This is a genomic window from Luteitalea sp. (assembly GCF_044337415.1).
In the GTDB taxonomy this organism is placed as follows: domain Bacteria; phylum Acidobacteriota; class Vicinamibacteria; order Vicinamibacterales; family Vicinamibacteraceae; genus Luteitalea.
This window is the reverse complement of record NZ_JBIINP010000039.1, coordinates 1-23185: the sequence shown is the minus strand read 5'-3', so window position 1 is coordinate 23185 and position 23185 is coordinate 1. Positions and strand designations below refer to the sequence as shown.

20 protein-coding genes and 1 pseudogene are annotated in these 23185 nt (G+C 70.0%); 13 read left to right on the top strand and 8 right to left on the bottom strand.

Going from position 1 to position 23185, the window contains the following annotated elements; translation table 11 throughout:
* Nucleotides 1-13 precede the first annotated feature (13 nt).
* From ACIRDX_RS08880 to ACIRDX_RS08860, 5 genes are all read left to right on the top strand, one after another.
* On the top strand, nucleotides 14-1228 hold the full coding sequence (locus ACIRDX_RS08880; protein ID WP_396625057.1) for an aspartate aminotransferase family protein: 1215 nt from the start codon (nucleotides 14-16) through the stop codon (nucleotides 1226-1228).
* 1 nt (nucleotide 1229) lies between these two features.
* Nucleotides 1230-1835 (top strand): GNAT family N-acetyltransferase, encoded by a 606-nt coding sequence (locus ACIRDX_RS08875; protein ID WP_396625056.1) that lies wholly within the window; start codon nucleotides 1230-1232, stop codon nucleotides 1833-1835.
* Complete coding sequence (argJ, locus tag ACIRDX_RS08870) at nucleotides 1832-3040, top strand: bifunctional glutamate N-acetyltransferase/amino-acid acetyltransferase ArgJ (protein WP_396625055.1); 1209 nt, start codon at nucleotides 1832-1834, stop codon at nucleotides 3038-3040. Before ACIRDX_RS08875 ends, argJ begins: the two co-directional genes overlap by 4 nt.
* An 83-nt stretch (nucleotides 3041-3123) precedes the next feature.
* Nucleotides 3124-4104, top strand: coding sequence for an ornithine carbamoyltransferase (gene argF, locus ACIRDX_RS08865; protein ID WP_396625054.1), 981 nt, complete (start codon nucleotides 3124-3126; stop codon nucleotides 4102-4104).
* Nucleotides 4105-4114: 10 nt separating this feature from the next.
* A complete protein-coding gene (locus tag ACIRDX_RS08860; RefSeq protein ID WP_396625053.1) occupies nucleotides 4115-4339 on the top strand; it encodes a hypothetical protein in 225 nt (74 codons plus the stop codon).
* 155 nt (nucleotides 4340-4494) lie between these two features.
* Here ACIRDX_RS08860 and ACIRDX_RS08855 read toward each other — a convergent pair whose 3' ends face one another.
* The 3 genes from ACIRDX_RS08855 to ACIRDX_RS08845 are packed head-to-tail and all read right to left on the bottom strand — an operon-like array spanning nucleotide 4495 to nucleotide 8174.
* Nucleotides 4495-6612, bottom strand: a complete 2118-nt coding sequence (locus ACIRDX_RS08855) for a S9 family peptidase (protein WP_396625052.1) — start codon at nucleotides 6610-6612, stop codon at nucleotides 4495-4497.
* Nucleotides 6613-6627: 15 nt separating this feature from the next.
* Entirely contained in the window at nucleotides 6628-7401 is a 774-nt protein-coding gene (locus ACIRDX_RS08850) for a TSUP family transporter (protein ID WP_396625051.1), read from the bottom strand.
* A complete protein-coding gene (locus ACIRDX_RS08845) occupies nucleotides 7398-8174 on the bottom strand; it encodes a LamB/YcsF family protein (RefSeq protein WP_396625050.1) in 777 nt (258 codons plus the stop codon). The genes ACIRDX_RS08850 and ACIRDX_RS08845 overlap by 4 nt, the downstream gene beginning before the upstream one ends.
* A gap of 723 nt (nucleotides 8175-8897) precedes the next feature.
* Here ACIRDX_RS08845 and ACIRDX_RS08840 point away from each other — a divergent pair.
* Nucleotides 8898-11681, top strand: coding sequence for a M14 family zinc carboxypeptidase (locus ACIRDX_RS08840; protein ID WP_396625049.1), 2784 nt, complete (start codon nucleotides 8898-8900; stop codon nucleotides 11679-11681).
* 90 nt (nucleotides 11682-11771) lie between these two features.
* Here the strand turns inward: ACIRDX_RS08840 and ACIRDX_RS08835 are convergent, their stop codons facing one another.
* From ACIRDX_RS08835 to ACIRDX_RS08825, 3 genes are read right to left on the bottom strand one after another with little or no spacing between them, the layout of a single operon-like run.
* Nucleotides 11772-12791 carry a ComEC/Rec2 family competence protein gene (locus ACIRDX_RS08835; RefSeq protein WP_396625048.1) on the bottom strand — a complete coding sequence of 340 codons (1020 nt, stop codon included), beginning with the start codon at nucleotides 12789-12791 and terminating at the stop codon, nucleotides 11772-11774.
* A gap of 36 nt (nucleotides 12792-12827) precedes the next feature.
* Nucleotides 12828-13937, bottom strand: coding sequence for a heparan-alpha-glucosaminide N-acetyltransferase domain-containing protein (locus tag ACIRDX_RS08830; protein ID WP_396625047.1), 1110 nt, complete (start codon nucleotides 13935-13937; stop codon nucleotides 12828-12830).
* Nucleotides 13930-14340 carry an OsmC family protein gene (locus ACIRDX_RS08825; RefSeq protein WP_396625046.1) on the bottom strand — a complete coding sequence of 137 codons (411 nt, stop codon included), beginning with the start codon at nucleotides 14338-14340 and terminating at the stop codon, nucleotides 13930-13932. Before ACIRDX_RS08825 ends, ACIRDX_RS08830 begins: the two co-directional genes overlap by 8 nt.
* Nucleotides 14341-14585: 245 nt before the next feature.
* On the opposite strand from ACIRDX_RS08825, the gene ACIRDX_RS08820 reads away from it, so the two are divergent.
* The 3 genes from ACIRDX_RS08820 to ACIRDX_RS08810 are packed head-to-tail and all read left to right on the top strand — an operon-like array spanning nucleotide 14586 to nucleotide 17114.
* Entirely contained in the window at nucleotides 14586-14879 is a 294-nt protein-coding gene (locus tag ACIRDX_RS08820) for a FeoA family protein (RefSeq protein ID WP_396625045.1), read from the top strand.
* 1 nt (nucleotide 14880) lies between these two features.
* Nucleotides 14881-16893: a ferrous iron transporter B gene (locus tag ACIRDX_RS08815; protein ID WP_396625044.1), complete on the top strand. Its 2013-nt coding sequence runs from the start codon at nucleotides 14881-14883 to the stop codon at nucleotides 16891-16893.
* Nucleotides 16893-17114 (top strand): hypothetical protein, encoded by a 222-nt coding sequence (locus ACIRDX_RS08810; protein ID WP_396625043.1) that lies wholly within the window; start codon nucleotides 16893-16895, stop codon nucleotides 17112-17114. The genes ACIRDX_RS08815 and ACIRDX_RS08810 overlap by 1 nt, the downstream gene beginning before the upstream one ends.
* A 44-nt stretch (nucleotides 17115-17158) precedes the next feature.
* Here the strand turns inward: ACIRDX_RS08810 and ACIRDX_RS08805 are convergent, their stop codons facing one another.
* Nucleotides 17159-18400: a M20 family metallopeptidase gene (locus ACIRDX_RS08805; protein WP_396625042.1), complete on the bottom strand. Its 1242-nt coding sequence runs from the start codon at nucleotides 18398-18400 to the stop codon at nucleotides 17159-17161.
* 54 nt (nucleotides 18401-18454) lie between these two features.
* On the opposite strand from ACIRDX_RS08805, the gene ACIRDX_RS08800 reads away from it, so the two are divergent.
* From ACIRDX_RS08800 to ACIRDX_RS08790, 3 genes are all read left to right on the top strand, one after another.
* The gene (locus ACIRDX_RS08800) at nucleotides 18455-19828 is read left to right on the top strand and encodes an acetyl-CoA hydrolase/transferase family protein (protein ID WP_396625041.1); all 1374 of its coding nucleotides are present in this window, start codon (nucleotides 18455-18457) and stop codon (nucleotides 19826-19828) included.
* A gap of 157 nt (nucleotides 19829-19985) precedes the next feature.
* A complete protein-coding gene (locus tag ACIRDX_RS08795) occupies nucleotides 19986-21314 on the top strand; it encodes a dipeptidase (RefSeq protein WP_396625040.1) in 1329 nt (442 codons plus the stop codon).
* Nucleotides 21311-21952 carry an SGNH/GDSL hydrolase family protein gene (locus ACIRDX_RS08790; protein WP_396625039.1) on the top strand — a complete coding sequence of 214 codons (642 nt, stop codon included), beginning with the start codon at nucleotides 21311-21313 and terminating at the stop codon, nucleotides 21950-21952. Before ACIRDX_RS08795 ends, ACIRDX_RS08790 begins: the two co-directional genes overlap by 4 nt.
* Nucleotides 21953-22031: 79 nt before the next feature.
* Here the strand turns inward: ACIRDX_RS08790 and ACIRDX_RS08785 are convergent, their stop codons facing one another.
* On the bottom strand, nucleotides 22032-22880 hold the full coding sequence (locus ACIRDX_RS08785; protein WP_396625038.1) for a glutamate--tRNA ligase family protein: 849 nt from the start codon (nucleotides 22878-22880) through the stop codon (nucleotides 22032-22034).
* A gap of 118 nt (nucleotides 22881-22998) precedes the next feature.
* Between ACIRDX_RS08785 and ACIRDX_RS08780 the strand changes: the two are divergent.
* Nucleotides 22999-23185: pseudogene (locus tag ACIRDX_RS08780) on the top strand (ATP:cob(I)alamin adenosyltransferase); the annotation flags it as partial.

Below are 23185 nucleotides of genomic sequence, written 5' to 3'. Positions count from 1 at the left end.
ATAGAGGTTCAAGATGAGCTCGACTGCTACCGAACCGATCGCCACGACCGTGCAGGCCGTCGAGGCCGCGCATGTGCTGCAGACCTACAAGCGCCAGCCCGTCGTGTTCGTGCGTGGCGAGGGCGTGTGGCTCGTTGCCGACGACGGCACGCGGTACCTCGACCTGCTGTCGGGTATCGGCGTGAACGTGCTCGGCCACGCGCATCCGGCGATGGTCGCCGCGGTGCGCGATCAGGTCGGCACGCTGGTGCACACGTCGAACCTGTTCTTCCACCCGTTCCAGGGCCCGCTCGCCGAGAAGCTGACGAAGGCCTCGGGCCTCGAGCGTGCGTTCTTCTGCAACAGCGGTGCGGAAGCGGTGGAAGGCTGCCTCAAGTTCGCGCGGCGCTTCTGGTACACGGCCGGCACGCCCCGGAAGCAGTTCATCGCCTTCGAGCGCGGGTTCTCCGGCCGCACGATGGGCGCGCTCTCGACGACGTGGGATGCGCACTACCGCGACCCGTTCGGCCCGCTCGTGCCCGAGGTGCGGTTCGTATCCAACGAGGATCCGGACGACCTGCTCGCCGCGGTCAGCGACGACACGGCCGCCATCATCGGCGAGCCGATCCAGGGCGAGGGCGGCGTGCGGCCGCTGCCGCCGCAGATCGTCGCCGCCATCAACAAGGCCTGCGGGCAGACCGGCGCGCTCTACATCGCCGACGAGGTGCAGTCGGGCCTCGGCCGCACCGGCCACATGTTCCACTTCGAGGCGCTCGGGCTCTGCCCCGACCTGATCTCGGTGGGCAAGGCGCTCGGCGGCGGCTTCCCGATCGGCGCGGTGCTCGTGTCGGCCCGCGTGGCGGCGGCGATCAGCGCCGGCGACCACGGCACGACCTACGGTGGCAACCCCCTCGGGTGCCGCACGGCACTGGCCGTGCTCGAGACGCTCGAGGGCGGACTGCTCGATCACGTCCGCCGCGTCGGCCCGGTGTTCGCGCAGGCACTCGAGTCGTTGAAGGCGAAGCACCCGATGGTGGTGGAGGTGCGGGGCGCCGGCCTGATGCAGGGCCTCGTGCTCGATCGCGACGCGGCCCCGGTGGTGCCGGCGGCGCTCGAGCGCGGCCTCATCGTCAACCGGACGGCGGAGCGCGTGGTGCGCATGCTGCCCCCCTACGTGATCACCGAGGCGGAGATCGCCGAGGCCATCACGCGGCTCGACGCCGCGCTGACGGCCGTGGAAGGAGCCTGACATGACGTCGAGCCTCTCCCCCATCGAGGTCGTGCAATCGCGCGACCTTCCTGACGGGTACACCATCGCGCGCGGACGGCCCGATCAGGCCGAGGCCATGCACGCGCTGATCATGGGGGCGCTCGACGAGGGCCACCTGCTGCCGCGCACCCTCGAGGACCTGCAGCGGCATGCGGAGCGCTTCCTCGTCATCATGCACGGCGACGCGCTCGTCGGCTGCGCCGAGCTGGCGCCGCTCAGCGGCACCGTGGCCGAGGTGCGTTCGCTCGTCATCGACCGCGCGCATCGCGGCAAGCGCCTCGGCCCGGCGCTCATCGAGTCGCTCGGCGCGACCGCGCGGCGCGAACAGTTCGGCACGCTGTGCGCCTTCACGCACGAGGCGGCACATTTCGTCCGCCTGGGCTTCACCCTGGTGCCGCACACCTGGCTGCCGGAGAAGATCGCCACCGACTGCGTCGGGTGCCCGAAGTTCCGCACGTGCGGGCAGTACGCCGTGGCGTTGCCGCTCCGCGGCACGCAGATCGGCAGCATGACGGCCGTGCGGCAGGGGCGCCGCGCCGCCCAACCCCGGACCGCCGAGTCCTCCGTCCTCGTCCTGCACCGATGATCACGATCATTGAAGGTGGCATCACCGCGCCGGCCGGCTTCCGCGCCGCCGGCGTGCACTGCGGCATCAAGGCCAACCCCGAGAAGCTCGACCTCGCGCTGATCGTGTCCGACGCCCCGGCGACGGCGGCTGCCGTGTTCACGACCAACCTCGCGGTGGCGCCGCCGATCGTCGTCTCGCGCGACCATCTCCACTCGACGCAGGGCCAGGCCCGCGCCGTGGTGGTCAACTCCGGGTGCGCCAACGCCTGCACCGGCGACCAGGGGCGGCAGGTGGCGCACCTCATGGCCGCCGAGACCGCGCGCGCCATCGACTGCGATCTCGAGGAAGTGCTCGTCATGTCGACGGGCGTGATCGGCGTGCAGCTCGATCCGCGCACGGTGACTGGCGGCATCATCGCCGCCGCCGACGCGCTCTCTGTCGACGGCCACATGCGCGCGGCCCGCGGCATCATGACCACCGACCCGTTCCCGAAGGAGCGCGCCGTGGAGGTCACCACGCCTGCCGGCACATTCCGCATCGGCGGCATCTGCAAGGGCTCGGGCATGATCGAGCCGCGCATGGCGACGATGCTCGGCATCCTGACCTGCGACGCTGCCGTGCCCGCGCCCCTGCTCCAGCGGGTGCTGAGCGAGGTCACCGAGCACACGTTCAACGCCATCACCGTCGACGGCGAGTGCTCCACCAACGACTGCGTCGCGCTGCTCGCCAACGGCGCCAGCGGCGTGACGATCGGCGAGAAGGACCTGCCGATCCTGTCCGACGCGCTGTACGAGGTGTGCCGCTTCCTGGCCACCGAGATCGTGCGGGGTGGCGAAGGCGCGACCAAGCTCGTGACCGTGCAGGTGACCGGCGCGCGCACGTACGACGAGGCCAAGCAGGCAGCGCGCGCCATCGCCAACTCACTGCTCGTGAAGACCGCCATCCACGGTGGCGACCCCAACTGGGGCCGCCTGGTGGCCGTCGCCGGGCGCGCCGGCGTCGGCTTCGTCCTGCAGGACGCCGCGGTCCGGATTGGCGACATCGTCCTCTTCGAAGGCGGCCGCCCGTTCGACGAGCGTGCGCCACTGGCCGCCGAGTACCTCAAGGGCAAGGACCTCACCGTGAGCGTCGACCTCGGGACCGGCGGGCAGCAGGAAGCCACGATGTGGACCTGCGACCTCAGCAAGGAGTACGTCCAGATCAATGCGGAGTACCGGACGTAGTACGGCGACCGGCCGCTGGCGACAGGCTGCCTGATCGATGCAGGTCGCCTGCAGCCTGTTGCCTGCAGTCCTCGAGAATCCCGATGCCCACACGCGCCAGCCGCTCGCCGAAGGCCCCGAAGGCCGTTCGCTCGCTCCGCACGCAGCACTTCCTGTCGCTGCTCGACCTCTCGCCGGCCGACCTGGCCGACGTGCTGCAGGCCGGTCTGCAGCTGAAGAAGGAGCGCGCCCGCGGCGTGCGCCGGTACGGCGCGACCGCGCTGGCCGGGCAGCACGTCGCGCTGCTGTTCGAGAAGCCGTCGCTGCGCACGCGGTGCACGTTCGAGATCGCCGTCCGCGAACTCGGCGGCGACGTGATCGCGCCGCCGCAGGACGTCGCGATGGGCGAGCGCGAGCCGATCGCCGACGTGGCGCGCAACCTCGAGCGCTGGGTGTCGGCCGTGGTCATCCGCACGTTCGCCCAGGACCGCCTCGTGGAGTTCGCGACGGCAGCGCCGCGCCTCCACGTCGTCAACGCGCTGACCGACGAGGAGCACCCGTGCCAGGCACTGGCCGACCTGCTGACGCTGCAGGAGCAGTTCGGTGAGGTCCGCGGCCGGACGATCGCCTTCGTGGGGGACGGCAACAACGTCGCCGCCTCACTCGCGCAGGGCGCCATGATGCTCGGCATGCACGTGCGCCTCGCGGCACCGGCCGACTACGAGTTCACGCCGGAGATCGTCGCCCAGCTCGAGGGCCTGGCCCGGCGCGGCGCCACCTACACGCTCGTGCGCGACCCGCGCAAGGCCGTCGACGGCGCCGACGCGGTCTACACGGATGCCTGGACGTCCATGGGGCAGGAGGCGGAGGCCCAGCACCGGCGCAAGGTGTTCGCCCCCTACCAGGTCAACGAGGCCCTCATGCGCGCCTCCGGCGACGCCGTGTTCATGCACTGCCTGCCGGCGCACCGCGGCGAGGAAGCCACCGACGAGGTCATGGACGGCCCCGCCTCGATCATCTTCGACCAGGCCGAGAACCGCCTGCACGCGCAAAAGGCCTTGCTCATGCTCCTCATGGGCAGGTGAGAATAGGCGCATGCTTCGCGGTATCCAGATCGGCGTCCTCACGAAGCTGCAGCCCGTCAGCATCCACGGGCAGGTCTCCTACGACATCCACTACGTCAAGGCAGACGACGAGGATCTCGTGCCGCAGGTGGCCCGGGTGGGCGGCGAGGACATCGCGCCCGGGCTGCACCCGGGCGACCGCGTCAAGCTGCACATCCTGTTGAACCAGGTCACGAAGGTCGAGCGCGACGGCTAGGCACGGGAACGTCGAACGTCGAACGCCGAGCGACGGGACGCGCAGAGGTAGGGCGCGATGTCCTCATCGCGCCGTGACAGACCAACGGCTCACGGCCACAGGCTGCAGGCCACAGGCGACCTGCGCAGGCAGCCTGTCGCCCGTAGCCCGCAGGCCTAGCGCAGCGGCGCCTTGTTGAGCCAGTGATCGAACCAGCTGCGGATGCGTTCGAGTCGATCCACGAGCAGCCACGGCTCGCCCGTGCGTGACAGGTCGTGCGTCGACCGCGGGTATGCCACCAGTTCCACCGGCACGTTGCGCTTCTTCAGCGCCATGAACCACTGCTCGCCATCCCCCGGCGGCGTGCGCCAGTCCTGGTCGCCGTTGATGATCAGCGTCGGGATCCGCACCTTCTCCACGTAGGAAATCGGTGAGAGTCGCCGGTACAACTCGCGCTGCTCCCACGGCGGGCCGAAGAACTCGTGCTCGGTCAGGCGCTGCGCGTCCGACGTCCCGTACCAGCTCTCCCAGTTCGTGATCGACCGGCTGGTCACCGCCGCGGCAAAGCGCGTGGTGTTGGCGCTCAGCCAGTTGGTCATGAACCCGCCGTAGCTGCCGCCAGACACGCCGAGCCGCTTCGGGTCGATGTCCTTGTAGCGGGCCATCGCGGTGTCGATGCCCTTCAGGTAGTCCTCGGTGTCGAGCTCGCCCCACTTCCCGCGCGTCGCGTACGTGAAGGCGTGGCCGTAGCCCGACGACCCGCGCGGATTCGGGTACAGCACGAAGAAGCCCGAGGCCGACAGGATGTGGAAGGTCGAGAACCACGTATTGCCGTACTGCGTGTGCGGCCCGCCGTGGATCTTCAGGACCAGCGGGTAGGATCGGCCCGGTTCGTAGGCGACGGGCTTCACCAGCCAGCCCTCGACCTCGGTGCCGTCGGCGACCTTCCACGTGAGGCGCTCCGGCGCCGACAGCGTCACTTCCGACAGCCACGACGCATTGAACCGCGTGACCTGCTGCGCGCGGCTGCCGTCGCCGCCCGCCACGAACAGCTCCGCCGGCGAGAGCGGCGAGTCCTGGCGGTACGCCATCACCGCGCCGTCGCGACTCTCCGAGGCGCCCTTGATGCTGACGTCGCCGCGCGTCACGGCCGCGACGCGGCCCTGGCCGTCGGCGGCCACCTCGAACACGTGGGCGTTGCCGTTCATCTCGGCGTCGAAGCGGATGCGCTGTCCATCAGCCGTCCACCGCGGCACGCCGGGGACGCGGTCCCAGGCGGCAGTCAGGTTGCGGGGCTGTCCGCGCACGCTGCCGTCGGGCGCGAGATCGACGACGAGCAGGTCGGTCTCGTCGCCGACCTTCGACTGGAACTGGTACGCCAGGCGATCGCCGCGCGGCGACACCGACGGGGCACGCTCCGCGCCAGGGTTGCGCGTGAGTCGGCGCGGATCACCGCCCGTGCGGGCCACGGCGAAGAGATCTGCCGTGAGTTCGCGATTGAGCTCGTTGTCCTGCTGGTCGTCGCCCGTGAAGAGGATCGTGGCGTTGTCGGGCAGCCACTCGAGCTGCGACGGCGCGAAGGCCAGCCGCGTCACCTGCACCGGGGTGCCGCCGGCCGCCGGCACCACGAAAATCTGAGGCACGTCGCGCGTCGCGTAATGCGGCATCCACGTGAGCGTGCCGTTGGACTTGTAGCGCATCGACGTCACCACACGGCCGTCGAAGCGCTTGGCGTCGAGCGTGCGCGACACGGCATCGGGTGCCACCCAGCCTTCGCGCTCGTCCTTCTTGTCGGCGGCGCCATCGCCGTCCTTGTCGCGCATCGGCGCCTTCACGTAGGCGATCCACTGCCCATCAGGCGACCACACGGGCTCGCCCGACACCCCGTCGACGTGGAACGCCTCGCCGCCGCTGCCGCCGACGCGGGCGAACCACGTGGTGTTCTCGTCCTTGTCGCGCTTCGAGGTGAAGGCGAGCAGCGCGCCGTCGGGACTCCACCGCGGCTGGCTGGAGTTCTCGGTCGGCGACGTGAAGCGGTACGCCGCGCCGGCCGGTGCCCCCGCCGCGAGCGGTTGCAGCCAGATCTCGCGGTGCCTGGTGTTCTCCTTCTCCACGATGGTCATCACCGTGAAGGCCACCATGTCGCCCTGCGGACGCGTGGCCACCTCCTCGACGGTGACCTCCTTGTAGAAGTCGGCGGGCGTGAGCCCTCGCGTCTGCGCCGCGGCGGGCCCCGCCGCGCCGAGCATCACCATCGCCCACACCACCACGTGTCCGCGCACCGGTCGCCTCATGTTTCTCCCTCGTCCTCAGATGAGCCCGACGCCCATCGCCACCGCCACCAGCAGGAGCAGCACCGCAATCACGTGCCGCACCGCCTCCATCGTCAGGCGCTCGAGATAGCGGCGACCGACCAGGGCCCCGGCGAACGCCGCCGCCACGGCCACCACCAGCATCGCCCGATCGATCTCCGCGCCGTGGGCGCGAAACCCCCGCGCGTACACACCGAGGCGCGACACGTCAATCAGGCAGGCAATCGCGACGCCCGTGGCGATGAACGCGTCGCGCGACAGGCCGGCCCGCGCCAGGAACGCGGATCGCAGCGCCCCCTGCATGCCCGACACACCGCCTGCCAGGCCGCTCAGCACGCCGCCGATCGGGATCAGCGCCGGCGGGAACGTCAGCGCCTTCCAGCGGGGCACCCATTCCACCAGCACGAACACCAGCAGCAACCCGCCGATCAGCAGGCGGGCGGTCGTGACCTGCACGACCCGCTGGCCGAGCATCCACGAGAACAGCGGCGGCTGCGACGACAACTGCATCAGCCACCAGGCGCCGAGCAGCGAGGCCACCAGCGCCGGGACGCCGAACCTCGCCACGACGCGCCAGTCGGCCCTGCGTCCGACGAGGGCGAACTTGAACAGGCCGTTCAGGAAATGCACCACGCCCGTCGCGGCAATGGCGCGCTCGAGCGGCATGAACAACGCGAACACCGGCATCAGCAGCGTGCCGAGGCCGAAGCCCGAGATGAACGTCAGCGCCGAGGCCACGAACGCGACCACGCCGACCACGACGAGGGTCATGCGCGCGGCGCTCCAGCGTCGAGGGCGGGCATGAGTCGCACGCCGGCCGCCTCGAGCGTCGCTCGCGCCTGCGTCGCGATGGCGACCGCATCCGGCGTATCGCCGTGCACGCAGAGGCTCGCGAGCGGCAGCGTGAGCCGACGGCCGGATCGCGCGATCACCGTGCCGGTACGTACCCACTCGATCGCTCGGGTACTCGCCGCGGCCACGTCGTGCAGCACCGCACCGTCGATCGTCCTCGGCGTGAGCGACCCATCGTCCTCGTACGCGCGATCGAGGAACCCTTCGTGGACGACCCGCAGCCCTGCGGCGCCGGAAGCCGAAGCCAGCGCCGTCGCGTACGGCGCATACACGGCCAGACTGGCGTCGACGTCGACGATGCCGGCGGCGATGGCGTCGGCGACGACGCGGTCGTGGGCAGCGAGGTTGTACATCGCGCCGTGCGGCTTCACGTGTCGCACGACCACGCCCTCTCGGCTGGCGAGCGACACGAGGCGCGCCACCTGTCCGGCCACCTCCTCCCGCACGCGCGAGGGCGGTAACGACAGCGTGCGACGACCGAAACCCTCGCGATCGGGAAAGGACGGATGCGCGCCGACCTGCACGCCGAGTTCGGCGGCGGCGCGTGCCGTGAGGCGCATGCTGTCGTCGTCGCCGGCATGCGCACCGCAGGCGATGTTGGCCGACGTCACGACGCGCAACAGCGCGAGAGCCTGCGCCCCGGGCGCACCATCGTGCTCACCCAGGTCCGCGTTCAGGTCCAGGCGGAGCATGGCCACAGGGTACCGGGTACAGGGTGCCGGGTACAGGGAAGGGGGTGCGACGAGGAGGGGCTGGAGGAAGGAGCCCGTCGCGCCCCGAAGGGTACGACGGGCCGAAAAACTGGCAGAGGCCGCGCAGGATTGCGAGACCTCTGCTGCCGACGATATGGCTCCCCAGCACTGTGGCATCGTGCCACAAACATACCGCCGACGCCCTTCTTTAAAGCAACCGCCGTGCCACCAGTGCTGTCGCACGAAAGTGCCGTGTTTTCCGGGAAGATCGCCCACCAGGCGTGAATGCGGGATCGCCAGGGGATCACGATTGTGGCCGTCGCGATCACATCTTTCGCATCAGGCACGAAGCCGCTTGCGACTGCCGACTCGCGGCTTGCGAACTGCCGACTGCCGACAGTGAAAACGAAAAGGCCCGCCGCACCGACATGGCGCGACGGGCCCGGAAAAGCGAACAGGGGCCGCACATGATTGCGTGACCCCTGCTGTCGACGACCAGGCTCCCCAGCACTGTGGCCTCGTGCCACAAACAAGCCGCCGACACCTTCCCTTCTCGCAACCGGCGTGCCACGTGGGCATCACGGCAAGGATCGGGGAATTTCCCAGGGAATCCTCACGAGTGCGGTGTTGGCCCGGCTCCGGCGATCACCAAACGGGCGGGTGCGATCACGGTTCTGGTCGCCGGATTTCCCTCGGCGACGACCTGCGGACATAATCCGCGGCATGCTCGTGCGACTCCCTCGCTGGATCCTCGTCCTGCTCCTCCTGCTGCCGCTCGGCGCGCTGCCGCACGCGCAGCCTGCCGCCCGCGACGCCCAGCGCACGCGCGCCGCGGCCCCGTCCTCCGACGCCGACTTCGCGGCGAGCGTCCGCGAGTGGACCACCGGCCCCGAGTTCATGAGCCCGCTCGTCGATCACCTGCCGGTGGTCAAGGGCCTCCCGACGCCGAAGGACGTGCTCGGGTACCACGTGGGCGCCCCGAAGCGGCTCACGAAGACCGCCGACGCCCTGGCGTACTACCGCGCGCTCGAGAAGGCGTCGCCGCGCATCCGCGTGACGACGATCGGCAAGACCGACGAAGGACGCGAGGTGAACGTCGTCTACATCGCGAGCGAGTCGACGATGAAGCAGCTCGACACGCACATCGCCAGCCTCGGCCGCCTTGCCGATCCGCGCGGACTCACCGAGGACGAGGCACGCCGCCTGATCGCGACGACGCCGCCGATGTACCACCTGATGGCGGGGCTGCACAGTGCCGAGACGGGGCCGCCCGAGATGCTGATGGAGCTCGCCTACCGGCTCGTGGCCGAGGACACGCCGCTCGTCCGGCAGGTGCGCGACCGCATCATCGTCAGCTTCACGCCGGCCAGCGATCCCGACGGGCGCGACCGCTACGTCGACTGGTACCGCAAGTACATGGTCGACATCGCGGAGGAGAAGGACCGCATCACCGGGCCTCCGTACTGGGGGAAGTACATCTTCCACGACAACAACCGCGACATCAATTACTCGCAGGTCACGCTACGCGCGCACCTGGACTGGTACCTGAAGACGCATCCCCCGGTGATGCACGACCTGCACGAGTCGGTGCCGTTCCTCTACACGTTCTCGGGGCAGGCGCCGCAGAATCCCAACCTCGATCCGATCGTGTACGGCGAGCTGCCGATGTTTGCCAACTTCGAGATGATGCAGCTCACCAAGTACGGCATGCCCGGGGTGTGGACGCACGGCTTCGTCGACATGTGGTCGCCCGGCTACCTCGCGTTCATGTCGTCCAACCACAACGGGCTCGTGCGCATGTACGAGACCTTCGGCAACGGCGGCGCGACGACGATGAAGCGGCGCGTGGCGCCACCCGATGGGGGCGCCGGCCAGACCAGCCGCGAGTGGTACCGCCCGCTGCCGCCGTACAAGGAAGTCACCTGGTCGATGCGCAACAACACCAACTACATGCAGACGGCCGTCCTCTCGGCCCTGCAGTACGCCTCGGCCTTCCCCGAGGTGCTGGTGGAGAACTTCTACAAGAAGAGCAAGAACAGCCTCGAGTCTGGCCGCACCGAGGCCCCGTACGCGTACGTCGTGCCTGCCGGGCAGCCTGACCAGACGCGCGTCGACATGCTGCTCTCGCTGCTGATGCGGCAGGGCATCGAGGTGTCGCGGGCCACCGCCGAGCTGAAGGTGGGCGACACCACCTACCCGGCCGGCTCGTACGTCATCCGTCGCGACCAGCCGTACGGCCGCCTCGTCAAGACGCTGCTCGAGAAGCAGACATTCCCCGACCCTTCGCTGCGCACCTACGACGACACGGGCTGGACCATGGGGTTGATGCTGCAGGTGGACGTGAAGGCGATCGCCGACAAGACGGTGCTCGACGCGCCGGTGACCCGCGTGACCGACCTCGCGCGCAGCGGCAGCGTGGCGGGAACGGCCTCACCGGCGGCCTGGGTGGTGCCGCACCACGGATCCAACGACATGGTGCGCCTGCGCCTGGCGCTCGGCGCATCGGTTGACGTGCGTGCCGCCACGGCGTCCTTCAAGGTCGGCGACGCGTCGTATCCCGCCGGCTCGTTCCTGGTGCCGGCGTCGGCCGGCGCGGCCTTCACCGACGCCGTGACGCGCCTCGGCCTGCAGGCGACCGGCCTCGCGGCGATGCCCCAGGCAGCCACGGTGGCCGTCGACCTGCCGCGCCTGGCCATGTTCACCACCTGGGGACGCACGCAGGAGGTCGGCTGGGTCCGGCACGCCTTCGATACGTTCGGCATCCCGTACGACCTCATCTACAAGGAGCGCATCCGCCAGGGCGGGCTGCGGCAGGCCTACGACGTGATCCTCGTGCCCAACCAGGCCACGACCGGCAAGTCGCTCGTGTACGACATCGAGCGCAAGGGCAAGCCGCTGGCGTACAAGAAGGATGCGCAGTTCCCGTCACTCGGCACCTATGGCGAATCGGACGACATCACTGGCGGGATGGGCCTCGAGGGCGTGCTCGAACTGCAGAAGTTCGTCGAGGACGGCGGCGTGCTGATCACCCTCGGTGCCTCGTCGTACATGCCCGCGGAGTTCGGGCTGCAGCGGACCGTGACGGCCACTCGGCCGACCGGCGCCTTCTATGCGCCCGGCCCGATCGTCGAGGTCGAGCTGCTGCGGCCCGAGCACCCGATCTTCTTCGGCTACGGCAAGACGAAGCTGCCGGTGCGGTACGCCAACGGGCCGCTGTTCCAGGTGCCGGCCGAGGAGGCGACCGACCAGGTGCTGATGCGGTTCACGGGCGGCGACGAGGGCGTACTGAGCGGGCTGATGCGCGGCTCGGCGGAGATCCGGCGTCGGCCGGCGCTGGTCGACACGCCGATGGGCAAGGGTCGTGTCGTCGCCTTCGCGACCAACCCCTGCTACCGCTGGCAGAACCACGGCGAGTTCGGGATGCTCTTCAATGCCGCGGTGCTGTTCTGGAACGACGTGCCGGCGAAGAAGGCGACGACGCCAACGACGGTCACGGCCGAACGTTGAACGCTTAACGCTTAACGAACAATTCTGAACTCTGAATTCTGAACTCTGAATCGAGTGATGTGCGTCGACGGACGTCCACGCACATCTCGCCTAGCGCGCCTTGAACGTGCGCTTCTCGCTGGTGCGGTGGTTGACGAGGTCGTAACTGCCGTCGGCGCGGACGTGCACGCTGACCATGTGCCCGGCGTCGGGAGTCTCGTCGGGATTGGCGATCAGCTCCGGCGTGGTGTTGTCTGCCGGCCCCGTGGCCACGTTGCGATGCAGCTGGTAGAGCGCCTGCAGTGACGGCAGCGCCTTCAGGGCCTGCACCGTCGACGCCGACCCACCCTTCTTCGGGCCGTTGTTCATCACGGCCACGGTCGGCGCGAGCGCCTGGAGCACCAGTGGGTGGTTGCTCTGATCAAGGCCGTGGTGGGTCACCTGATACACGTCCACCGTCGGCAGCGTATTGGCCGGGCACACGAGCTTCGCCTCGACGTTCCACGTGAGGTCGCCGGCATCGAAGAAGTCGAAGGCACCGTACGCCAGCGTGAAGCCGAGGCTGCGCGCGTTGTCGGACGTGTCTTCCGGCTTGGCAGGCACGGTGGCGCAGGCCGCGTTGGCCGGCGCCCCGGGCTTCGTGTGCACGACACCATGCCCGGCCACGAACGACAGCACCACGGGACGGCCACCCGCCGCGCTCTCGAGCGAGAGGGTGTCGCCGGCCTTCAGCGTGTGGCGCTCCTTCACGACCGCGACGTACGCCTCGTAGTTGCTGGCGTAGTCCTGTGCGTACGGCGGTGTCATCGGGCCGTGGTCGTGGAACGTGCCGATCGGCACGGCCGCCTTCAGCGCAGGCACGCCCCCCACGTGATCGGTGTGGTAGTGCGTGGTGATCATGTGGTCGATGCGCGTGATGCCTGCGGCCTTCATGGCGGCCTGGATCCGCTGGACGTCGCGCCCGCCGTTGCCGGGCCAGCCGGCGTCGACCAGCAGCGACTCGCGCGCCGGCGTCACGATCAGCGTCGCCGCACCGCCCTCCACATCCACGTGGTAGATGTCCAGGGTCGGCTGCGCCGACGCGGTGGCGGCGCAGAGCACGGTGGCGAGCAGGCAGAGCGGAAAGCGCATGACCTTCATCATGCCCCATGAGTCATGAGTCATGAGTCATGACGACGCCACCCACGGCGCGTCCTTGTCCCAGTAGCGTGATTTCACCATGGCCAGCCCCAGCATGAGCACGGTGAAGATCGCGAAGGCGACCAGGGCGCCGGGGAACGACAGGGCCTTGTGCAGCCTGATGGAGGGCACACCGTACACCAGTTCCACGTGCACCCAGTAGAGGAACAGCGAGGTGCGCCCGAGCAGTTCCATCGGGCTCCAGTGGCGCGGCACCGCCAGCCGCGCCCACACGCCCTCCGGATGGAGCACGAAGTACAGCAACCCGAACACCATCGTCATCGCGCCCAGGCGAATGGCGAAGAACGCCGGCGAGGTGGTCCAGAAGTTCGAGCCCGGCAGCAGCGTCGGGCGGAACGACAACTGGTACGCCAGTACGGCCAGCCCGAGCCCCACCGCGATGCACCAGGCATGGAAACGGTCGCGCGCCTCGGCCGAGGTCGTCGCCAGCCACTCGCCGAGCACCAGGCCCGCCAGGACGAACGCGGTCCATGGGAACAGCGTGAAGGTGCTGCGCGCGGGCGGCGGGCGCAGGTAGGCTTCGATCGGGTCGGGGATGAGGGCCGGCCACGTCCACACCCGCAGGAGGGGCGTGAGGATCAGGACGGCGATGGTGGCCAGGACCCCGATGGACAGCCGTCCGCGGCGCGTCGAGGCGCGGCCCCAGAGCCAGGCGGCGGCGACCAGCGACAGGCCCATCACGTTGAGGATGTCGACCTTGAAGATGCCGTAGAGCGTGGCGCCCGCGCTGAACACGTAGGCCTGCAGGCGGAACAGCAAGGCGAGGCCGAAGATCTGCCAGCCGCGCTTCTGCAGGCTCCAGCTCGCCTCGGCGAGCGAGGCGCCGCGCCTGACCCGGGCGTGCGCCGCCAGGGGCACGGCCACGCCCGCCAGCCAGAGGAAGAGCGGCGCGCCCATCCCCGCCAGGACGAGGAACCAGAAGTAGGGGCGTGTCTGTCGCGTCGGGCCGAGCACCGTCCAGGCGTCGACCACGTGCGCGAGGATCATGATGACGACCGCCAGGCCGCGGAGCCAGTCGATGTACCCGGCCCGGTGCCGTGACGGCCGCGGGGTCCCTGACGGGGCCGGTTCAGCCATCCACGCGAGTGTACGTGACCTCGAGCGGCGCGTCCCGCCGGAGGCTGTGCCACACCGAGCAGTAGGTGTCGCGCGACAGGTCGATGGCGCGCTGGATGGCCGCCTCGGGCACGGGTCCCGTGATGTCGTAGTGCAGGGTCCAGCCCGTGAAGTAGGAGGGCGGTCCGTCCGCTCGGGCGCCGATGACCTTCACGCTCAGGGCCTTCAGGTCGTGACGGCCCTTCTTGAGGATGTTCACGACGTCGATCCCCATGCAGGCGCCGAGCGCCAGCGCGACCGCCTGCGTGGGAGAGGTCGCCACCGCGGAGTTGCCATCGAGCGAGGGGCCAGGTCCCGACGGGAGCTGGGTGTCAAAAACGAGGTCGTGGGTCCAGGTGAGGCTGACTTCGAGGGATTTGGCCATGGGTCTGGGTCTCGGGTACCGGGTACCGGGTGCAGGGTTCCGGGTAAAAGGCTACCGGGTGCGGGGATGAGGGCGGGGATCGTTGCGACGACCGGCCTGCATCATTGGATGCACCTTGCCACCGTCAGGTGACAGCAGAACGTGGGACTTGAGAAACAGTCTCAGTTCCGTGGTAGCATCGAATCCAGAAATCGGACCGGGCTGGTCGCCATCTTCCGATGGGCCTCTCCCGGAACCTCTCCCGAATGGCCAAGCACGCCGTCCCTCCCGCGCCGACAGGCGCGGCGCAACCCGAAGGGTCCGCGCCCATCCCGCTGAGTTCGCTCAGGGACGGGGCGATTGCGCGCTTCAAGGCGACCGCCGAGCTCGACCCGGCGTCGTGTGACCTGCTCCGGGCGCTTGGCCTGACCCGCGAGTGCCAGCTGACCCTCTGCAAGGCCGGCGAACCCTGCATCGTCCAGGTGCGATCCACCCGCATCGGCCTGTCGCGCACCGTGGCGAACGGCATCATGGTGGTTCCCGAGCCGAACGAGGGCTGAGATGGCCGTCGACGCGCCGGCAACGGCAAGCCCGGGCCCGGTCGCCACCCGCGAACCGGCAAGGGTCGCGCTCGTCGGCAATCCCAACACCGGCAAGACCACCCTGTTCAACCGCCTGTGCGGGGCGCGGGCCAAGACCTCCAACTTCCCCGGCACCACGACGACGTCGCGGGTCGGCCGTGCTGCCCTGCCCGGCGACTGGCTGGCCGACATCATCGACCTGCCCGGCCTGTACGAGCTGGCGCTCGACATGCCCGAGACGCGCATCGCGCGCGACGTCCTCAGCGGCAGCGGTCTCTACCGGCAGCCCGACGCCGTCCTGGTGGTGATCGACGCGTGCAACCTCACGCGCAACCTCGTGCTCGTCGGTGAACTGCTCGCCTACCGCCTGCCCGTGGTCGTGGCACTGAACATGATCGACCTGGCGCAAGGGAAGGGCCTGACGATCGACGCGCGCAAGCTCTCGGAGCGGCTCGGCTGCCAGGCGATCCCGATCGTCGCGCGACGCGGCGACGGCGTCGACGAGGTGCGGGCCGCGCTGGCGCGCGCCCTCGCCGAGCCCCAGGCGCATCACCCCACGGCCGCCGGCGTACCGGCCGACGGCGCCTCCATCGAGACGCTCACGGCGTGGGCCGACGATGTGATGGCCTACAGCGCGGGGCGCCCCTCGGCGCCGCACGCCCGCGACGCGTTCACGGAGCGGCTCGACCGGGTGTTCACGCATCCCGTGCTCGGGCTCGTGGTGTTCGTGCTCGTGATGGGCGGCCTGTTCTACACGCTGTTTGCGCTCGCCACGATCCCGATGGACCTGATCGAGGCGACATTCGCACGCCTCGGCGACTCCGCGTCCAGCCTGTTGCCTGCAGGCCCCGTGCGCGACCTCGTCTCGCAGGGCATCATCGGCGGCGTCGCAGGGACGGTGGTGTTCCTGCCGCAGATCTGCCTGCTCTTCTTCCTGATCAGCCTGCTCGAGGACACCGGCTACCTGGCGCGCGCGGCGTTCGTGATGGACCGCGTGCTCCGGCGGTTCGGCCTGCCCGGCCACGCCTTCGTGCCGCTGCTCACCTCGTCGGCCTGCGCGCTGCCCGGGATCATGTCGACCCGCCTGATCCCGGATCGGCGGGACCGCCTGGCGACGATCCTGGTGGCGCCGCTGATGAGTTGTTCGGCACGCCTGCCGGTGTACGTGCTGCTCACGAGCCTGCTGTTCCCGCGCCACCCGCTCTATGCGGCCGCGGCCTTCACGGCGTGCTACATGCTGGGCGCGCTCGCGGCGCTCGGCACGGCCCTGGTGTTCGGCCGCACGTGGCTGCGAGGCACGGCGCGTCCGATGGTGCTGGAACTGCCGTCCTACAAGTGGCCCTCGCTGCCCAACGCCGTGATCACGGCCAAGGATCAGGGCCTGTCGTTCCTGCAGACGGCCGGCACCGTCATCATGGCGATCTGCATCGTCATGTGGTGGCTCAGTGCGTACCCGCGCACGCCGGCGCCCGAGCGCGCGGTGGCGCTGCGCGCGCAGGCGGAGCAGACGACCGATGCGGCGCAGCAGGCCGTGCTGGTCGAGGAGGCCACGCAGCTCGAGGCGCGGGCACAACAGCGCGGCTCGATTGCCGGGCGCATGGGACGACTCGCCCAGCCGGTGTTCGCGCCGCTCGGCTACGACGCGCAGCTCACCGTGGGCATCCTCACCAGCTTCCTGGCGCGCGAGGTGTTCGTGTCGACCATGTCGGTGCTGGTCGGGGGATCGGGCGAGGCCGACGTCGATGCGGGCGTGATCGAGCGCATCCGGGGAGCGACACGCGAGGACGGGACACCGCTGTTCACCACGGCCACCTCGGCCAGCGTGCTCGTGTTCTTCGTGCTGGCGATGCAGTGCCTGCCGACCCTCACGGTGACGCGCCGCGAAACCGGGTCGGCCCGCTATGCGCTGATGCAGTTCGCCTACATGTCGGCGCTGGCGTACGTGGCGGCACTCGTGGTGTACCAGGGGCTGCGGGCCGGAGGCATCGCGTGATGGGCGGCGCGGCGCCCCTCGGCGAACTCGTGCAGCATGCCGCGGTGTCGGTCGTCGCCCTCGGCGCACTCGCCGTGGTGCTGCGTCGCGTGCTCGGGGTGTTCGAGTCGCGCCCCGCCGCGGCGCCGGGCAGCGCCGGCACGCCTCACGCAAGTGGCCCGTCCTGCAGCCACTGTGCGGCCAACACCACGCCACAGCACTCGTCACCTACGCGACGGTAGGACCGGTCGTCCGAACCCGGCCCTCAGCCCTTGTCCCTTGCGCGTCACTTCCTGAACAGGTAATCCAGCGTCGCACCGGCGAGGGCGCGGACGCCGATCGGCAGCGCGGTCTCGTCCATGTCGAAGTACTCGGTGTGGATCATCGCGGTGATCTTCTTTTCGGTGTTGCCGACACCGAGGAAGAAGAAGAGTCCCGGGATGCGCTGCTGGTAGAGCGCAAAGTCCTCGGCGCCCATCTGCGGCGGGGGCGCAAGGACGCGGGCGCGATCCCCTACCGCCTCGGCCAGCACCGGCACGCTGGCGGCCGCGAGCGATTCCTCGTTGAAGGTCACGGGGTTGCCCACGGGCCAGTCGAGCGCGTAGGTGGTGCCGGTCGCCTCCGTGATGCCCTTCAGCATGCGATCCATGAAGCCGCGCACGCGAACGGGACCGTCCTTGCTCAGGGTGCGGAGCGTGCCCGTCATCGTCACGCTGTCGGCGATGATGTTGTAGCGGTTGCCGCCGGCGATCGTCGCCACCGAGAGCACGATGGGCTCGGCCGCGTTGTTCAGGCGGCTGGGGATGGTCTGCAGCGCCGAGACCACCTGCGCCGCCACCGGGATCGGATCCACGCCGGTGTGCGGATAGGCGGCGTGGGTCTTCTTGCCGGTGATCGTGATGGTGAACCGGTTGCTGCTGGCCATGGCCGCGCCGAGGTTCACGCCGATCGTGCCCGCCTGCAGCGTCGGCAGCACGTGCAGCCCGAAGATGGCCGAGGGCGCCGGGGTGGACAGGCCGTTGTCGTCGAGCACCCGCTGGGCGCCGGTGAGGCCGCCGTCGGGATCGCCCTCCTCCGCCGGTTGGAACAGGAACACCACGGTGCCCGGGATGTCGGCACGCATCCGGCTGACGATCTCGGCCACGCCCAGCGCGATGGACACGTGCCCGTCGTGGCCGCACGCGTGCTTCACGTTGGCCACGGTCGACTTGTAGGGCACGTCGATCAGTTCCGGGATGGGCAGGGCGTCCATGTCGGCACGCACCGCCACCACCTTCCCCGGCCGTCCGCCCTTCAGCACTCCGACGACGCCAGTGACGCCGACGCCTTCGCGGACGGAGTCGAAGCCCAGGGTGCGCAGGCGGTCGGCAATCAGCTTCGCCGTGCGGGTCTCGCGGAACCCGAGTTCCGGGTGCGCGTGGATGTCGCGCCGCGTGGCGACGAGGGCCGGCGCCATCGCCGTCGACTCGGCGGCAATCCGCTGGCGGAGTGGGGCGGGAAGGCTGATCTCCTGGGCGGCGGCCGCCATGGGGAGGCCCACTACGAGTCCGGATGCGAGGACGAGAGCAAGGCGCATCCGGCGATGGTACCCGGTCCGGCTCCCTCCGTTGCCCGCCCGTTACCCGCTACCCGATCCCCGATACCCGCTCCCCGATCCACAATACGACCCATGAATTCCGACTGGACCTCCCGCGCGGTCTCGCCCGACGAGGCGGTGGCCGGCATCCGCAGCGGCATGAAGATCTTCCTGCACGGCGCGGCCGCCACGCCAACCGCCCTGCTCGAGGCCCTCGCCCGCCGCACCGACCTCGAGGGCGTCACCATCTACCACCTCCACACGGCCGGCCCGGCGCCCTTTGCCGAGCCCGACAAGGAGGGACAGTTCCGCTCGGTGTCGCTGTTCACCGGCGCGCCGTTGCGCGGTGCCATCAACGAGGGACGCGCCGACTTCGTCCCGATCTTCCTGTCGGACATCCCGGGCCTGTTCCTGTCGGGGCAGGTCAAGCTCGACGCGGCGCTGCTCACGCTGTCGACGCCCGACCGTCACGGGTTCTGCACGCTTGGCACCTCGGTGGACGCGGCGCGCGCCGCCGCCGACACGGCGACGCTGGTGATCGCCGAGGTCAACGCGCAGATGCCGCGCACGCGCGGCAACGTCGTGGTGCCGGTGAACCGCCTCGACGCGTTCATCGCCAACGACCGCCCGCTGCACGAGCACGAACCGGCTCCGGAGACCGAGATCGAGGCGTCCATCGGCGAGTTGATCGCCGAGTTGGTGGAGGATGGCTCGACGCTCCAGATGGGCATCGGCGGCATCCCCGACGCGGTGCTGCGCCGCCTGGGCAACAAGCTCGAGCTCGGCGTCCACACCGAGATGTTCTCGGACGGCCTGATCGACCTGCAGTTGAATGGCGTGATCACCAACCGCCACAAGGTCGTGCACCCGAACCGCACGGTGACGTCGTTCGTCAACGGCACGCGCCGCCTGTTCGACTTCGTGGACGACAACCCGCAGGTCGAGTTCCACCCGTGCGACCGCACCAACGACACGGCGCAGATCCGGCGCAACCCCCGCGTGGTCGCCATCAACTCGGCGCTCGAGATCGACCTCACCGGCCAGGTGTGCGCCGACTCGATCGGCTACCGCATCTTCTCGGGCATCGGCGGCCAGATGGACTTCATCCGCGGCGCGGCGCTGTCGCCTGGCGGCAAGCCGATCATCGCGCTGCCCTCGACGGCCGCCAAGGGCACCATGTCGCGCATCGTGGCGTCGCTCAAGCCAGGCGCCGGCGTGGTGACCACGCGCGGGCACGTGCACTGGATCGTCACCGAGTACGGCGCGGTGAACCTCCACGGGGCGTCGATCCGCCAGCGCGGGGAGATGCTGATCAGCATCGCGCACCCGGATTTCCGCGCGGAGCTGCGCAAGCAGCTCGCCGACATCCGGCACGTGTAGGCCGGTTGCGGGAGGGCACCACAACAGGAATTCAGAATTCAGAATTCAGAGTTCGGAATTCGGAATTCGAAGTTCAAAGTCGGAAGGTCGAAGGTCAAGGTCTTCTGCGAATCGCGCGGCGGGGGTTGTCAGCTCCTGCTCGCGCGTGAGGTCGGACATGCGTCAGGGGTTCATCGCGTTGACCGCCGGGCGTGTCCGGCGGCTCCACCTCGGGACGGGAGTGCTGCTCTGTGCGAGCGCGGTCGCGTCGAGCGCGCACGCGCAGGTCGCGTCGCCCGCGGCCGTGGTCGAGCGGGCGCTGAAGGCGGCGCCCGTCATCGACGGCCACAACGACCTGCCCTGGGAGATGCGGGAGCGCGTCGACTACGACTTCGACCGCATCGACGTGTCGAAGCCGCAGCCGCAGCTCATGACCGATGTGCCGCGCCTGCGTGCGGGGCGCGTCGGTGGGCAGTTCTGGTCGGTGTACGTGCCGGTGGACCTGCAGGGCGACGCGGCCGTCAGCGCCACGCTCGAGCAGATGGACGCCGTGTACCAGATGGCGCGGCGGTACCCGTCGACCTTCACCATCGTGCGGACGGCCGACGAGGTCGAGCGCGCCATGAAGGCCGGCACGGTGGCGTCGCTGATGGGCGTCGAGGGCGGCCACTCCATCGACAGTTCGCTCGCGACCCTGCGCATGCTGCACCGCGTCGGCGCCGGCTACATGACGCTGACGCACAGCACGAACGTGCCGTGGGCCGACTCGACCACCGACGACGCGCGGTCGGACGGCCTGTCGGCATTCGGCGAGGAGGTCGTGCGCGAGATGAACCGGCTCGGCATGCTCGTCGACCTGAGCCACACCTCGGCCGCGACGATGGCCGACGCCATCCGGGTGTCGAAGGCGCCGGTGATCTTCTCGCACTCGAACGCCCGTGGGGTGTGCGACGTGCCGCGCAACGTGCCCGACGACATCCTGCGCGAGGTGAAGCGCACCGGCGGCATCGTGATGGCCACGTTCGTGCCGGGGTTCGTGTCGCCGGAAGTAGCCGCGTACAACCGGACGCTCACCGCGGAGACCAGGGCGCTGCAGTCGAAGTTCGGCGCCGACGCCGCCGGGCTGAAGGCCGCGGTGGACGCGTGGAAGGCAGGTCATCCCGAGCCGCGCGCGACGATCGCGCAGGTGGCCGACCACATCGATCACATCCGCACGGTGGCGGGCATCGACCACATCGGGCTCGGTGGCGACTTCGACGGCATCACGTCGGTGGTGCAGGGCCTCGAGCACGTCGGCACGTACCCGGCGCTGCTGACCGAGCTGGCCCGTCGTGGCTACTCCGAAGGTGACCTGGCAAAGATCACGAGCCGGAACATCCTGCGCGTGATGCGCGCCGCCGAGGCCGTCGCCGCGTCGATGAAGGGCGTGCCGCCGTCCATCAAGACCATCGAACAGGTCGATCGCGTGACCAAGCGCGGCCAGCCCGTCGCGGCCCCCGCACGTTGACGCATCACGGTAGGGCCGGCTGTCCCGGCCCGGCCCTCACGATCGTCGCGCTCGGCGACTCCACCACGGCTGGCACGCCGGGGTTCCTGTCGCCCGTCGAGGCGCAGCCCGACGGCAGTGGCGACGTGACGAGTCAGTACGCCTGGTGGCTCAAGCAGGCCGAGCCGAGCTGGCGCGTCCTCAATCGCGGCATCAATCGTGAGCGCACGGAAGCGATCGCCGCACGCATGGACCGCGACGTCTTCGCGCACGCGCCCGACGTGCTGGTGCTGCTTGCCGGCGTCAACGACGTGTACGACGGCGACGCGCCGGACGCCATCCAGCACCGGCTCGAGGCGATGTACACGCGCGCCCTCGCCGCCGACATGCCGGTGGTCGCCTGCAGCATCATCCCGTTCGACACGGCCACTGCGGAGCACAACGCGTGCATGCGTGCCGTGAACGCCTGGATCCGCGAGACATGCACGCGCACGCCGCACATGGCGTTCTGCGACACGCGCGCGGCGACCGCGCATCCTGAGGCGCCCGACCGCCTGCGCGAGTCGCCCGACGGCCTGCACCCGTCGCCTGCCGTGTACCGCGCGATGGCCGACGCACTCGCGCCGGTCGTGCGTGAGGTGCTCGGCGTTCGAGGGTAGGGCCGGGTCTCCGACCCGGCCGTCATGCATCAGCGGCACGGTCGCCTGTCCTGAGCGACGTCGAAGGGAGACCGCGTTGCTACTCCTGCGCCAGCGCGACCGGGCCGCGGGGGCCCGCCGTGGGATCCCATTGCGGCAGCGCCTCGTCGAGCGACGACGCGCCGTCGATCCCGAGCCAGGGCAGCACGACGCGCCACACGTCGGCGGGCGTGGCGCCCGCCTCGCGCATCGCGCCCACGTGCGCCGACCCGTGCGACTTGGACAGCTTCTTCCCGTCGGCGCCGAGGATCAGCGGGGCATGCAGCCAGCGCGGCGGCGGCGCGCCCAACGCCTCCCACAGCTGGATCTGCACGGCCGTGTACTCCAGCAGGTCGCTCCCTCGCACAACGTCGGTCACACCGTCGGTGATGTCGTCGGCGACGACGGCGAGGTTGTAGGAGACGAGCCCGTCGCGGCGCACGAGGATGGGGTCGCCGAAGGCTCTGGGGTCGGTCATCTGCGCTCCCCAGCGTCGGTCGACGAACGTCATGGCACCGGTGTCGAGGCGAAAGCGGACGGCGCCCTCCTGGTAGTCGCGCTCCAGGCAACGGCCCTGGCAGCCTGCCCCGTCGGGCAGGGCCTGCTCGCGCTGGGCCCGCGTGCACTGGCAGCGATAGAGCCGCGGCGCCAGCTGCGCCAGCGCGGGCCCGTAGTCGCGAGACGACTGGTGCGGCACTTCCCCGTCAACGGTCAGCCCCAGCCACACCAGGTCGTCACGCAGCGCCTGCTCGACGTCGCGACGGGCGCGGGTGACGTCGATGTCCTCGATCCGCAGGAGCAGCCTGCCATCGTCGGCCCGCGCCGACAGCCACGCCGCCGCAAACGCGCACACATTCCCCAGGTGCAGCAACCCGGAGGGCGTGGGGGCAAGGCGGCCGACGGTCGTCACGGGAACAGGATGCACCACACGCGGAAGGAGGCCGGGTACCGGGTGCCGGGTACCGGGTTCAGGAGCGTGCGGGGAACGTACCCCGTACCCGGTACCCGGTACCCGCTATGATGGTGAGATGCCTCGCCTGACCCGGATCTACACACGCAAGGGAGACGATGGGACGACGGGGCTGGGCGGGGGCCAGCGGGTATCGAAGGATGCCTTGCGCGTGGCCACCTATGGCACCGTCGACGAGCTGAACTCGCAGATCGGCGTCGCGCTGGCCCACGGGCTCGTGCCGCGCCTGGCCGAGACGCTGCCCG